Source organism: Streptomyces sp. NPDC042638 (assembly GCF_040647235.1).
Lineage (GTDB): Bacteria > Actinomycetota > Actinomycetes > Streptomycetales > Streptomycetaceae > Streptomyces > Streptomyces rameus.
Genome location: NZ_JBEZBT010000001.1, coordinates 1 through 12387, shown reverse-complemented (window position 1 = coordinate 12387; position 12387 = coordinate 1). Strand labels below are relative to the sequence as shown.

The 12387-nt window shown below is 74.6% G+C and carries 11 protein-coding genes; 5 read left to right on the top strand and 6 right to left on the bottom strand.

Annotated features, from left to right (window positions below; translation table 11 throughout):
• Window positions 1-98: 98 nt before the first annotated feature.
• Complete coding sequence (locus AB0B40_RS00055) at window positions 99-590, bottom strand: Zn-ribbon domain-containing OB-fold protein (RefSeq protein ID WP_345051147.1); 492 nt, start codon at window positions 588-590, stop codon at window positions 99-101.
• On the bottom strand, window positions 590-1039 hold the full coding sequence (locus AB0B40_RS00050; RefSeq protein ID WP_345051150.1) for a DoxX family membrane protein: 450 nt from the start codon (window positions 1037-1039) through the stop codon (window positions 590-592). Before AB0B40_RS00050 ends, AB0B40_RS00055 begins: the two co-directional genes overlap by 1 nt.
• A 233-nt stretch (window positions 1040-1272) precedes the next feature.
• Here AB0B40_RS00050 and AB0B40_RS00045 point away from each other — a divergent pair, with 233 nt between their 5' ends.
• From AB0B40_RS00045 to AB0B40_RS00030, 4 genes are all read left to right on the top strand, one after another.
• Complete coding sequence (locus AB0B40_RS00045) at window positions 1273-2457, top strand: NAD(P)/FAD-dependent oxidoreductase (RefSeq protein WP_362261625.1); 1185 nt, start codon at window positions 1273-1275, stop codon at window positions 2455-2457.
• A gap of 146 nt (window positions 2458-2603) precedes the next feature.
• Complete coding sequence (locus tag AB0B40_RS00040) at window positions 2604-4823, top strand: acetate--CoA ligase family protein (protein ID WP_362261622.1); 2220 nt, start codon at window positions 2604-2606, stop codon at window positions 4821-4823.
• Window positions 4820-5605: an enoyl-CoA hydratase-related protein gene (locus tag AB0B40_RS00035; RefSeq protein WP_362261619.1), complete on the top strand. Its 786-nt coding sequence runs from the start codon at window positions 4820-4822 to the stop codon at window positions 5603-5605. The genes AB0B40_RS00040 and AB0B40_RS00035 overlap by 4 nt, the downstream gene beginning before the upstream one ends.
• A 182-nt stretch (window positions 5606-5787) precedes the next feature.
• A complete protein-coding gene (locus AB0B40_RS00030; protein WP_362262030.1) occupies window positions 5788-6384 on the top strand; it encodes a flavin reductase family protein in 597 nt (198 codons plus the stop codon).
• A gap of 43 nt (window positions 6385-6427) precedes the next feature.
• On the opposite strand, the gene AB0B40_RS00025 is transcribed toward AB0B40_RS00030, so the two are convergent.
• Window positions 6428-7735 (bottom strand): MFS transporter, encoded by a 1308-nt coding sequence (locus AB0B40_RS00025; RefSeq protein ID WP_345051160.1) that lies wholly within the window; start codon window positions 7733-7735, stop codon window positions 6428-6430.
• Between the two features lie 71 nt (window positions 7736-7806).
• On the opposite strand from AB0B40_RS00025, the gene AB0B40_RS00020 reads away from it, so the two are divergent.
• Window positions 7807-8832, top strand: coding sequence for a helix-turn-helix domain-containing protein (locus tag AB0B40_RS00020; RefSeq protein WP_345051162.1), 1026 nt, complete (start codon window positions 7807-7809; stop codon window positions 8830-8832).
• On the opposite strand, the gene AB0B40_RS00015 is transcribed toward AB0B40_RS00020, so the two are convergent.
• The 3 genes from AB0B40_RS00015 to AB0B40_RS00005 all read right to left on the bottom strand — a co-directional run bounded on the left by AB0B40_RS00015 (window position 8734) and on the right by AB0B40_RS00005 (window position 12282).
• Entirely contained in the window at window positions 8734-9999 is a 1266-nt protein-coding gene (locus AB0B40_RS00015; protein ID WP_345051165.1) for an MFS transporter, read from the bottom strand. The two genes, AB0B40_RS00020 and AB0B40_RS00015, sit on opposite strands and share 99 nt — an antisense overlap.
• Window positions 10000-10084: 85 nt before the next feature.
• Window positions 10085-11134, bottom strand: coding sequence for a Zn-dependent alcohol dehydrogenase (locus AB0B40_RS00010; protein ID WP_345051167.1), 1050 nt, complete (start codon window positions 11132-11134; stop codon window positions 10085-10087).
• A complete protein-coding gene (locus AB0B40_RS00005) occupies window positions 11134-12282 on the bottom strand; it encodes an acyl-CoA dehydrogenase family protein (protein WP_362261613.1) in 1149 nt (382 codons plus the stop codon). The genes AB0B40_RS00010 and AB0B40_RS00005 overlap by 1 nt, the downstream gene beginning before the upstream one ends.
• Window positions 12283-12387: the final 105 nt, after the last annotated feature.

The window sequence follows — 12387 nt, the reverse complement described above, 5'->3', positions numbered from 1 at the left end:
GCCCTGCCGTGGGGCCCTGCCGTGGGGCCCTGCCGTGGGGCCCTGCCGTGGGGCCCTGCCGTGGGGCCCCGCCCGAGCGGGAGGGCCGGAGGGCCGGATCACCTCGGGGCACCCGGCGGGACCCCGTCACCGCGGGAGGTCGTCGCCGGGCCGGTGCCCGGCCGGCCGGGCACCTGTCCGCCGCCGTGCGGCCCGTCCGGCCGCGGCCGGAACACCGGGATGCCGTCCCGGAACGTCACCTCCAGCCGCATCCCGGCCCGCACGGCGTCCTCGGGGCAGTCCACGAGTTCCGTCATCATGCGTGGTCCCTCGGCCAGGTCGACCACGGCGGCCAGGTAGGGGGTGCGGCCGGCGAACGGGGGGAGGTCGTTGCGGTGGACCGTGGACCACGTGTAGAGCGTGGCCCGGCCGCCGGCCTCCTCCCAGGTCACCTCCTCGCTCCAGCAGCGCGGGCAGAACTCCCGGGGGTAGTGGTGGGCCCGGCCGCACGTCCCGCAGCGGCGGATCAGCAGCCGGCCCCGCGTGGCCGCCTCCCAGTAGGGGCGGGTGAGGGCGTCGGGTTCCGGGAGGTCGTGGCGTGCCGCGTCCATCAGAACCACCCCAGCCACGCGTCCAGCGACCAGGTCTGCCAGGCCATGCCGAAGAACCCGACCAGGGAGATCAGGGCCATCATCGAGTTCTGGCCCTGCTCCGCCCAGTCGTGGATCATGAGCACGAAGTAGATCGCGTTGAGGAGGAGACCGGCCACCAGCGCGACCGGGGTGAGGAAGCCGAGGATCAGACCGAGCCCCAGGGACAGTTCGGCGTAGGCGACGACGTACGCCATCGTCTTCGGGTGGGGTTTCACCACCGTCTCGAAGCCCGACCGCACGGCCGCCCACCGGTGCCGCGCCGCCACGTCCGCCGCCCAGGCGATGCCGCTCCCGCGCCCGAACCAGGCCTTCTTGTCCTTGTGCCGCCAGCTCTCCAGCCACCACAGACCGAGGCCGATGCGCAGCACCGCCAGCCACTGAGCGCCGTCCAGCCATATCGCGTCCATGGATCTGACGGTACGTCAGATCCGCCGCTCTGCCGAGGGGTGCGGCAGGGTTCGCCCGCCGGGGGCCCGCGGGGGTGGACGAGGTTGCGGAGCCGGAGGCGTCGCGCCGGCCGCGGAGGGCGCTTCGCGCATCCACGGGAGGCGCACCCTTCCCGTACACACGTGATCAATCCGCAACCAATTCCGGTCTTGACCGAGACCCATCAACCCGGTGTGTGATTACGCTCCCGCTCATGGCCGTCTCCCGTCCCTCTTCCGTACACCTCTCGGCGACTCCCGCCGACCGCCCGGTCTATGTGATCGGCGCCGGCCCGGGCGGCCTCGCCGCCGCCCACGCGCTGCGGGCACGCGGCGTACGGGCCGTCGTCCTGGAGCGGTCCGACCGGGTGGGCGCCTCCTGGCGCGGCCACTACGACCGCCTGCGCCTGCACACCACCCGGCGGCTGTCCGCGCTGCCGGGCCTGCGCATACCCCGCAGGTTCGGCCGCTGGGTGTCCCGGGACGACGTGGTGCGGTACCTGGAGAAGTACGCCGAGCACCACGAGCTGGAGATCGTCACCGGGGTGGAGGTGCACCGCGTCGAGCGGACCGGGGACGGCACCGGGTGGCTGCTGCACGCCTCCGGCGGCCGGGAGCTGACCGGCAGCGCGGTGGTCGTCGCCACCGGCTTCAACCACACCCCGCTGCTGCCCGACTGGCCGGGCCGCGAGGAGTACGGCGGTGAGCTGCTGCACGCCGGCGCCTACCGCGACGCCGGGCCGTACCACGGCCGTGACGTGCTCGTCGTCGGGATCGGCAACACGGGCGCGGAGATCGCCGTGGACCTGGTGGAGGGCGGGGCCGCGCGGGTGCGGCTGGCGGTGCGCACGGCGCCGCACATCCTGCGCCGGTCGACTCTCGGCTGGGCGGCCCAGTACACGGGGGTGCTGGTGCGGCGGCTGCCGGTGCGGCTCGTGGACCGGCTCGCCGGGCCGGTGGGGCGGCTCAGCACGCCGGACCTGTCCGCGCACGGGCTGCCGCGTCCGGACACCGGTCTCTACAGCAGGGCGCGGCAGGGCGCGATCCCGGTCCAGGACGTCGGTCTGATCGACGCGGTACGCAAGGGCAGGGTGGAGATCGTGGCCGCCGTGGAGTCGTTCGAGGACGGCAAGGTGGTCCTCGCCGACGGCAGCCGGATCTCGCCCGACGCGGTGATCGCGGCGACCGGGTACGTCCGCGCGCTGGAGGGGCTCGTCGGGCATCTCGGGGTGCTGGACGAGCGGGGCCGGCCGGTCGCGCACGGCGGCCGTACGTCCGCGCGGGCGCCCGGCCTGTACTTCACCGGGTTCACCAATCCCATCAGCGGGATGCTGCGCGAGCTGGCGATCGACGCGGGGCGCATCGCGCGGGCCGTGGCGAAGGGTTTTCGCACCCGGTAGCCGGGGGGTATCACACCCCGGGAGGCCACCGGTTTCCCACCCGGCGGTAACTTTGCTGCCCCGACCAGTTCCTGACGCTTCGTCAGTTCAGTAATCTGACACAGCGTCAGTTGCTGGTGGCTGTCTCAGAGGAGGCGGGCGGAACGATGCTCGGATCGACCCACGGCACCCTCACCACCGACTCCCGCCGGGCCCGGGTCGTCGCCTGCGGCGGACAGCGGCCCGGCCCCGCGGTGCACGACCGGGTGGAGGACCTCGATGTCAGCGGGCGCCCGCTGCACGCCGACGTACCCGACCTCACCCGTTTCTTCCGGCCCGAGTCCGTCGCCGTCATCGGCGCCTCGGACGCCGAGGGACGGCCGAACACCGGGATCACCCGCCAGTTGCTCGACTGGGCCGGCCGGGTCGGGGCGCGGGTGCACCCGGTGCACCCCACCCGGCCGTCCGTGTTCGGTCTGCCCTGCGTCACCTCCGTCGCCGGGCTGCCCGAACAGGTGGACCTCGCCGTGCTCCTGGTCGCCGACCCGCTGCCGGTGATCGGCGAACTCGCCGAGGCCAAGGCGAGGTTCGCGGTCGCCTTCGCCTCCGGGTTCGCCGAGACCGGCCCCGCGGGCGCCGAGGCCCAGGAGCGGCTGGCCGAGGCGGTACGCCGCTCGGGGCTGCGGCTGCTCGGCCCGAACACCAACCTCAACGCCTTCGAGCGGTTCCGCGAGGACCTGCCGGGACCGGCCATCGCGCTGATCACCCAGTCCGGGCACCAGGGGCGGCCCGTCTTCGCCCTGCAGGAACTGGGCATCCGGCTCTCGCACTGGGCGCCCACCGGCAACGAGGCCGACCTGGAGACCGCCGACTTCCTCTCCTGGTTCGCCGAACAGCCCGAGGTCGGCGCCATCGCCGCCTATGTGGAGGGGCTGAAGGACGGCCGCGCCTTCCTGCTGGCCGCGGACCGCGCCGCCCGCCGGGGGGTGCCGGTGGTCGCCGTGAAGGTGGGCCGCACCGAGGCCGGCGCCCGCACGGCGGCCTCGCACACCGGCAAGCTCACCGGCGCCGACGACGTGGTGGACGCGGCCATGCGGCAGTACGGCGTGATCCGCGTCGACGCGCTGGACGAGCTGCAGGACACCGCCGCCCTGCTGGCGCGGGCCAGGCCCCCGCTGGCCGACGGTGTGGTCGTCTGCTCCATCTCGGGCGGCACCGGCGCGCACGTCGCCGACCTGGCCACCGGGGCCGGGCTGCGGCTGCCGAGGCTGTCACCGGCCAAGCAGGCCGAGCTGCACCAGTGGATACCGGAGTACCTGAGCGTGGCCAACCCGGTGGACAACGGCGGCCACCCGGTGGGTGACCGGCGCGGCCGGAAGATCATCGACGCGATCCTCGCCGACCCGGACGTCGGCGTGCTGCTGTGCCCGGTCACCGGGCCCTTCCCGCCGCTCAGCGACCGGCTCGTGCGGGACCTGGTCGAGGCCGCCGAGGAGACGGACAAGCTGGTGTGCGTGGTGTGGGGCTCGCCGGCCGGCACCGAGCCGGCGTACCGGGAGGTGCTGCTCGGCTCCTCCCGCGTGGCCACCTTCCGGACCGTCGGCAACTGCCTGACCGCCGTCCGCGCCTGGCTGGACCACCACCGCTTCGTCGGTGACTACCGCTCCCCCTTCGACGACGCCCCGCGCACCCTGTCCCCCTCCTTCCGCAAGGCCGAGGCCCTGCTGCAGCCCGGCCGGCAGCTCAGCGAGCACGCGGCCAAGCAGCTGCTGCGGGCGTACGGCATCCGGGTGCCGCGCGAGCAGCTGGTGACCAGCGCGGCGGCGGCCGTGCGGGCGGCCGGGCAGGTGGGCTATCCGGTGGTGATGAAGGCGTCCGGCGCACAGATCGCCCACAAGACCGAACTGGGCCTGGTGAAGATCGGCCTGACCTCGGCGAGCCAGGTCAGGGACGCGTACCGGGAGCTGACCGACATCGCCCGTTACGAGGGCGTGGGGCTGGACGGCGTCCTGGTGTGCCAGATGGTCGAGCAGGGCGTGGAGATGGTGGTCGGCGTCGGTCACGACGACCTCTTCGGGCCGACGGTGACGGTCGGGCTCGGCGGGGTGCTGGTGGAGGTGCTGCGCGACGTGGCCGTCCGCGTCCCGCCGTTCGGCGAGGACCAGGCCCGCGCCATGCTCGGCGAGCTGCGCGGCAGGGCCCTGCTGGACGGGGTCCGGGGCCGCCCGCCGGCCGACGCGGACGCGCTGGTGGAGGTCGTCCTGCGGGTCCAGCGCATGTCGATGGAACTGGGCGGCCGGATCGCCGAGCTGGACATCAACCCGCTGATGGTGCTGCCCCGCGGGCAGGGCGCGGTGGCGCTGGACGCGCTGGTGGTGTGCCGATGACGGACGTCCGCCACGACCTGCGCGACCACGTCTCGTACGTCACCCTGGACCGCCCCGCGTCCCTGAACGCCCTGACGCCGGCCATGCGCGACCGCCTCGTCGCCCTGCTGGGCGCGGCGTCCGCGGACCCGGAGATCCGGGCGGTGGTCCTCACCGGCACCGGCCGCGCCTTCTGCGCGGGAGCCGATCTCAGAGGGGCTTCCGCAGCCGGCGAACGGATCGCGGGGGATGTGTCCCGGGTGCTGCGCCTGGGCGCCCAGCGCCTGATCGCCGCCGTGCTGGACTGCGAGAAGCCGGTCCTCGCCGCCGTGAACGGCACGGCCGCCGGGCTGGGCGCGCACCTGGCGTTCGCCTGCGACCTGGTGCTGGCCGCGGAGTCGGCCCGCTTCATCGAGGTGTTCGTGCGCCGCGGACTCGTCCCGGACGCCGCCGGCGCCTATCTCCTCCCCCGGCTGATCGGTCCGCAGCGGGCGAAGGAACTGATGTTCCTCGGCGACGCGGTACCGGCGGCGGAGGCGGAACGGCTGGGCCTGGTCAACCGGGTCGTCGCGGACACCGGGCTGGACAGGACGGCCCGCGAGTGGGCGGCCCGCCTGGCCGCCGGCCCCACCCGGGCCCTCGCCCTGGCCAAGCAGCTGGTGAACACCTCGCTCGACACCGACCGCGCGTCCGCCTTCGCCGCGGAGTCCTGGGCCCAGGAGATCAACATGACCACCGAGGACGCCCGGGAGGGGCTGCGGGCGTTCACGGAACGCAGGGAGCCGGGGTTCCGCGGGCGGTGACGCCCGACCGGAGCGGGGCGGTGACGCCTCGGCCGGAGCGGGCGTACGGGCCTCGGCCGGAGCGGGGCGGTGACGCCTCGGCCGGAGCGGCGGACGGGCCTCGGCGGCGGGGGCGTCGTACCGGAACCGGCCGGCCGCCGGGGCTTGTTACCTGATGGGCCGTCATGTTCAATGGGGCGATGATGGGACACGCAGGAGCGGCGGCCTTCGCCGTCCGGTATCTGGGGGACGGGCCCGTCGAAGCGCTGCCACGGCCCGAGTTGCGGTGCGTGCGCGAGGACGAGCGGGCGCCGGTGGCGCAGGCGGAGTTCCGACGGGTGCTGGGGGCCTTCGCCAGCGGGGTCACCGTGATCACGGCGCCCGGGGCCGACGGGGAGCCGGGGCCCGCCGGGTTCGCCTGCCAGTCCTTCTCCTCCCTCTCCCTCGAACCGCCCCTGGTGTGCTTCATGGTGGGCCGTGCGTCCACGACCTGGCCCCGCATCGCCCGCGCCGGAGTCTTCTGCGTCAACGTGCTCGGCGTCGGCCAGGAGGAGGTGTGCCGGGCCTTCGCGGTGAGCGGCGCGGACAAGTTCACGGGGGTGGCGTACGACCCCGCGCCCGTCTCCGGGTCGCCGCGGCTCGCCGGTGCCGCCGCCTGGATCGACTGCTCCGTCCACGCCGTGCACACCGGGGGCGACCACCTCATCGTCGTCGGGCGGGTGGACGCCCTCGGCGCGGACGGGCCGCGGGAGCCGCTGCTCTTCCACCGGGGGCGGTTCGCCCGGCTCGCCGACGGCTGAGCCCGCCGGCCGGCGCGGGCACCGGGGGGGGGCGGGCACCGGGTCACGGTACGGCCGGCACCAGGGGGGCCGGGGCGGGGCGGCGCACGACCAGGGACATCAGGGCCGCTGCCGCGCACAGCGTGCCGGCGGCGTACCAGACGACGTCGTAGGAGCCGAAGACGTCCCGGGCGGCACCGCCGAGATAGGCGACGACGGCCGCGCCGACCTGGTGGGAGGCGAGCACCCAGCCGAAGACGATCGCGCTGTCCGCGCCGAACTGCTCGCGGCACAGGGCCAGGGTGGGCGGCACGGTGGCCACCCAGTCGAGGCCGTAGAAGACGATGAAGAAGAGCATCGGCGGGTGGACGGCCGGCCCCAGCAGCATCGGCAGGAAGAGCAGGGACAGACCGCGCAGGGCGTAGTAGACGGCGAGCAGGCGGCGCGGCTCGAAGCGGTCGGTGAACCAGCCGGAGGCGACCGTGCCGACGACGTCGAACACGCCGATGACCGCGAGCAGCGAGGCCGCCGTCGTCACGGGCATGCCGTGGTCGTGCTCGGCGGGCACGAAGTGGGTCTGCACCAGCCCGTTGGTGGACGCGCCGCAGATCGCGAAGGCGCCGGCGAGCAGCCAGAAGGTACCCGTACGGACGGAGGAGGACAGCACGGCCAGCGTGCGCCGGGCGGCACCGGAGACGGGCGGCGGTTTGGGCACGAACTCCCGCGCCCCGTACGGCGCCACGCCCACGTCGGCCGGGTGGTCGCGCAGCAGGAGCCAGACGAAGGGGACCACGGCCAGCGCGGTCAGGGCCACCGTGACCGCGGCGGGACGCCAGCCGTGCCGCTCGACGACCCAGGACAGCAGGGGCAGGAAGATCAGCTGGCCGGAGGCGGAGGCGGCGGTGAGGATGCCGGTGACCAGGCCGCGCCGCTCGGTGAACCAGCGGTTGGTGACCGTCGCGGCGAACGCCAGCGCCATGGAACCGGTGCCGAGTCCCACCAGCAAGCCCCAGCACAGCAGCAGCTGCCAGGCCGCCGTCATCCACACGGTCAGGCCGGAGCCGAGCGCGATCACGGTGAGCGCGACGGCCACCACCCGGCGGACGCCGAAACGGTCCATCAGCGCGGCGGCGAACGGCGCGGTGAGGCCGTAGAGGGCGAGGTTGACGGAGACGGCCGCGCCGATCGTGCCGCGCGACCAGCCGAACTCCTGGTGCAGCGGGTCGATGAACAGGCCGGGCAGGGAGCGGAAGGCCGCCGCGCCGGTGATCGTGACGAACGTGACGGCGGCGACGAACCAGGCGCGGTGCACGCGGTGGTGCCGGCCGGGCGGGGCCTTGAACGGGGCTGCGGCTGCGGTTCTCTGGGTCACGTCCCCCAGCCTCCGCTCCGCATGCCCGTGCATCGAGTGGCCCGGAAGTCATACTTCGCTATGATCGGGCCATGGCGAACGCTGGGGAGTTCCGGCCGCACCGGGTCGCCGTCCTCGCCCTGGACGGACTGCTGCCCTTCGAACTGGGCATACCGCACCGCATCTTCGGCCGGCCGCGGGACGCGTCGGGCCGGTATCTGTACGAGGTCGTGACCTGCTCGGCCCGGCCGCCCGGCATGGTCGAGACGGACGCCGACTTCGCCGTGCACACCGCCCACGGCCCCGAGGTACTGGCCACGGCCGACACGGTGATCGTCCCCGCGTCGTACGAAGCCGGTCCGCTGTACGACGAGGGCCGGCTCACCGACGAGCTGGCCGCCGCCTTCGCCCTCATCCGCCCCGGCACCCGGCTCGCCTCCATCTGCACCGGCGTCTACGTCCTCGCCGCCGCCGGCCGCCTGGACGGCCGCCCGGCGACCACGCACTGGGCCGACGCCGAACGCTTCCAGCGGATGTTCCCGAAGGTCAGGGTGGACGCGGACGTGCTGTTCATCGACGACGGTGACGTGCTGACCTCGGCCGGTGTCGCCGCCGGCGTCGACCTGTGCCTGCACATGGTGCGCCGCGACTTCGGCACGGCCGTCGCCAACGACGTGGCCCGCCACACCGTCGTACCGCCCCACCGCGACGGCGGCCAGGCCCAGTACATCCACCGCCCGGTCCCCGACCCCCAGCTGGCCACGACGACCGCCGCCCGCGCCTGGGCGCTGGGCCGGCTGCACGAGCCGATCCAGCTGCGGGACATGGCCGCGCAGGAGTCCATGTCGGTGCGCACCTTCACCCGCCGCTTCCGCGAGGAGACCGGCGTCAGTCCCGGCCAGTGGCTCACCCAGCAGCGTGTGGAGCGCGCCCGGCAGCTGCTGGAGTCCACCGGACTGCCGATGGACCAGGTGGCCCGGGAGTCGGGCTTCGGCACGGCCCAGTCGATGCGCCAGCACCTACAGACGGCGCTCGGGGTCACGCCCACCGCGTACCGCCGCACCTTCCGGGCCGGTGGCGGCGTCGAGCGGCCCGAGGGCGCCGGCGCCCCGCGCTGACCGGCCGGCGCGTATCTCACCCCACCAGCCGACCGACGTCAGCAGCAGGGTCAGGGCCACGCCCGCGAGGATCGCCGTCGAGGGCGCGACGAGCGGCAGCAGGGCACCGGCGAGGGTGCCCGTCGCCGCGTAACCGGCACCCACGGCGGCGTACATGACCGAGTAACCGGCGGCCAGGGCGTGCGGCGGCAGCACCTCGCGCAGGGACAGGTTGCGGGTGAGCATCGCGCCCGACTGGAGCAGCCCGGCCATGGCCAGCGCCACCGCCATGCCCGGCGCGGCGGGTATCAGGGCGAGCAGGGTCACCGCGGCCGACATCCCCGCCATCAGGACCACGCTGCGGGTGCGCAGCCGGCCCGGCCAGGTCCGCAGGCCGTACACGAAGGCGCCGGCGGCGGAGGCCACCGACATCACCGTCAGCAGCGGGCCGGCCCAGCCCACGCCGAAGCCGCGCTGTTCGAGCAGGGCGGGCAGCACGAGTTCGGCGAGGGCCAGCAACGACAGGCTGGCCGCGCCCGTGACGTAGACCGGCCAGGCGCGGGCCAGCACGCGCAGCCTCGACCCGCCCCGCCCGTCCTGCCCGTCCTGCCCGTCCGCCGCCCAGCCGGCCGGCAGCAGCCACAGGCCCACGGCGGACGACGCCATCAGGGCGGCTTCGAGCAGCAGCGGGAGGTTCGGGGCGACGCCGAGGGCGAGGCCGGTGACGGCCGCCGGGGAGACGGCCCAGACGCCGAAGGTGAGCATCGACTCGGCGGACAGCGCCTGGGCCGCCGCGTGCCCCGGGACCAGGGAGGTGAGCAGCGCGCGCAGCCCGCCGGGCGCCGCGGCGGGACCGGCTCCGGCGACGAAGGCGAACGCGGCGAGCACCGGGGCGGGAGCGCCGGGGAACGCGCCGAGGCCGGTGAAGCCGAGGGCGCCCGCGACGAGACCGGCGGCCAGCTGGGGACGTGCCCGGCGGGGGTCCAGACGCATGCCGAGCACCGGGGCGCCGGCGATCTCGCCGATGACGTAGGCGGCGGCGAGGGTCGCGCCCAGGGTGTAGCCGCCGGGGCGCTCACGCACCAGGAAGACCAGGGCCAGCGGGGCCATGGCCACCGGCATGCGGGCGCCGACGGCCACCAGGGCCCAGGTCAGGACCCGCCGGGAGACGATGTCGCGGTAGCTCATGCCCCGACGGTAGGGGTCGCCACCGACAACTGCCGACCCCTTTTCCCGCCCTGTGGAAAACTTCCCCACCGGCCCTGACGGCACCTCAGAACGTGAGCACCGCCCGTGCCACCCGGCCCGCCTCCGCGTCCGTCCGGGCCTTCTCGAAGTCCTCCACCGGATAGACGGCCGACACCAACTCGTCCAGCAGCAGGCGTCCTTGCCGGTACAGCCCGGCGTACAGGGCGATGTCCCGCTGGGGGCGTGCGGAGCCGTACCGGCAGCCGAGGATCGCCTTGTCCAGGAAGAGGGAGGAGACCAGGAAGGACGCCTCGGCCGTGGCCGGGGGCACGCCGAGCAGGATCGCCTGGCCGCGCCGGTCGAGCAGGTCGACCGCCCGCCGGATCAGCTCCACCCGCCCCACGCACTCGAAGACGTGGTCGGCGCCGGTCGGCAGGATGTCCCGGACGCCCTCCACCGACGTCAGGAAGTGGGTCGCGCCGAACTGCCGGGCCACCGCCTCCTTGGCCGGATTGGCGTCCACGGCCACGATGCCGAGTGCGCCCGCGAGCCGTGCGCCCTGGATGACGTTCAGCCCGATCCCGCCCGTGCCGATGACGACGACGCTGTCCCCGCGGTCCACCCGCGCCCGGTTGAGCACCGCGCCGACCCCGGTCAGCACCCCGCACCCGATCAGCGCGGCGGACGTCAGCGGGATGTCCTCGGGGATCCGCACCGCCTGCACGGCCCTGACGACCGTACGTTCCGCGAAGGCCGAGTTGGCCGCGAACTGGTACACCGGCGCCGTGCCCCGCGTGAAGGGCTTCCCCGGGCGCCCGATCGCCTGCCTGCACATGGTCGGCCGGCCCCGGTCGCACTCCGCGCACGTCCCGCAGTTGGCGAGCGTGGACATGGCCACGTGGTCACCGGGGGCGACATGGGTGACGCCCGCGCCCACCGCCTCCACGACCCCGGCACCCTCATGGCCCAGCACCACCGGTACCGGGAACGGGATGGTGCCGTCCACCACCGACAGATCGCTGTGGCACAGTCCGGCCGCCGCGACCGCGACCAGCACCTCGCCCGGCCCCGGCTCCCGGACGGCCAGGTCGTCGACGACCCGGACCTGTCTGCCGTCGAACACGACACCGCGCATCACACGGCCCCCTTCGGCTCTCCCGGCAGGCCGAGCACGCGCTCGGCGATGATCGTGCGCTGGATCTGGTCCGAGCCGCCGTAGACGGTGTCGGCCCGGCTGAACAGGAACAGGTGCTGGTCCGCGTCGATCTCGTACGGCGCCGACGCCGACCAGTCCACGGGCCCGGTGGCCGCGCCCGCGCCCCTGGTCTGGACGGCCAGCTCGCCCAGCCGCTGGTGCCAGTTCGCCCACAGCAGTTTGGCCACGCTGGGCGCGCCCGGGTCGCCCCTGCCGCCGAGGGTGCGCAGGGCGTTCCAGCGCATGGCGCGCAGTTCGGCCCACTGCCGCACGAGCCGGGCGCGCAGGACCGGATCCCCGACGGCTCCGGAGTCGACGGCCGTTTCGACGATCCCGGCCAGTTCGGCGGCGAACCCGATCTGCTGGGCCAGCGTCGACACCCCGCGCTCGAAGCCGAGCAGGCTCATCGCCACCCGCCAGCCCTGTCCCTCTCCGCCGACGACGTGCTCCACGCGTGCGCATGCCCCGTCGAAGAAGACCTCGTTGAAGTCGCTCGTGCCGGTCAGCTGCCGGATGGGCCGCACCTCGATCCGGCCTGGCTGGTCCATGGGCACGAGCAGGAAGCTCAGTCCGCGGTGCCGGTGTGCCTGCGGGTCGGTGCGGGCCAGCACGAAGCACCAGTCGGCCTCGTGGGCGAGCGACGTCCAGGTCTTCTGCCCGCTGATCCGGTAGTGCGCCCCCTCGCGCACCGCGGCCGTCCGCACCCCGGCCAGGTCCGACCCGGCGCCCGGTTCGCTGTAGCCCTGGCACCACAGCTCCTCGCCCGCCGCGACGGGCGGCAGGAAGCGCCGCTTCTGCTCCGCGTCACCGTGGGCGACGAGGGTGGGGGCGAGGAGGTTCTCACCGATGTGCCCGGAGCGCGGGGGCGCTCCCGAGCGGGCGTACTCCTCGGCCCAGACGACCTGCTGGGTCAGGGTGGCGGTGCGGTTGCCGTAACCGGCCTCGGGCCAGCCGAGCCCGATCCAGCCGGCGGCACCGAGGGTGCGTTCCCAGGTGCGCCTGTCCGTCACGGGGCCGGCGTTGGCCGCCAGCCAGGAGCGGGCCTCGGCACGGAACTCCTCGTCCTCTTCGCTGAACCCGAAATCCATGGTGGACCACCTCCGGTCTCGTGCCCAGGGCGACAACGCGTGGCGCACTAGGGCCTGTCTGAAAATTCCCGTCGTCGCCCGGAGGGCGGCCTCGCGGCGTCAGGT

What these genes read in the sequence shown, in the direction of transcription:
- AB0B40_RS00055 (WP_345051147.1), bottom strand. Translation starts at nt 590, where the DNA reads ATGGACGCGGCACGCCACGACCTCCCGGAACCCGACGCCCTCACCCGC.
- AB0B40_RS00050 (WP_345051150.1), bottom strand. Translation starts at nt 1,039, where the DNA reads ATGGACGCGATATGGCTGGACGGCGCTCAGTGGCTGGCGGTGCTGCGC.
- AB0B40_RS00045 (WP_362261625.1), top strand. Translation starts at nt 1,273, where the DNA reads ATGGCCGTCTCCCGTCCCTCTTCCGTACACCTCTCGGCGACTCCCGCC.
- AB0B40_RS00040 (WP_362261622.1), top strand. Translation starts at nt 2,604, where the DNA reads ATGCTCGGATCGACCCACGGCACCCTCACCACCGACTCCCGCCGGGCC.
- AB0B40_RS00035 (WP_362261619.1), top strand. Translation starts at nt 4,820, where the DNA reads ATGACGGACGTCCGCCACGACCTGCGCGACCACGTCTCGTACGTCACC.
- AB0B40_RS00030 (WP_362262030.1), top strand. Translation starts at nt 5,788, where the DNA reads ATGGGACACGCAGGAGCGGCGGCCTTCGCCGTCCGGTATCTGGGGGAC.
- AB0B40_RS00020 (WP_345051162.1), top strand. Translation starts at nt 7,807, where the DNA reads ATGGCGAACGCTGGGGAGTTCCGGCCGCACCGGGTCGCCGTCCTCGCC.
- AB0B40_RS00015 (WP_345051165.1), bottom strand. Translation starts at nt 9,999, where the DNA reads ATGAGCTACCGCGACATCGTCTCCCGGCGGGTCCTGACCTGGGCCCTG.
- AB0B40_RS00010 (WP_345051167.1), bottom strand. Translation starts at nt 11,134, where the DNA reads ATGCGCGGTGTCGTGTTCGACGGCAGACAGGTCCGGGTCGTCGACGAC.
- AB0B40_RS00005 (WP_362261613.1), bottom strand. Translation starts at nt 12,282, where the DNA reads ATGGATTTCGGGTTCAGCGAAGAGGACGAGGAGTTCCGTGCCGAGGCC.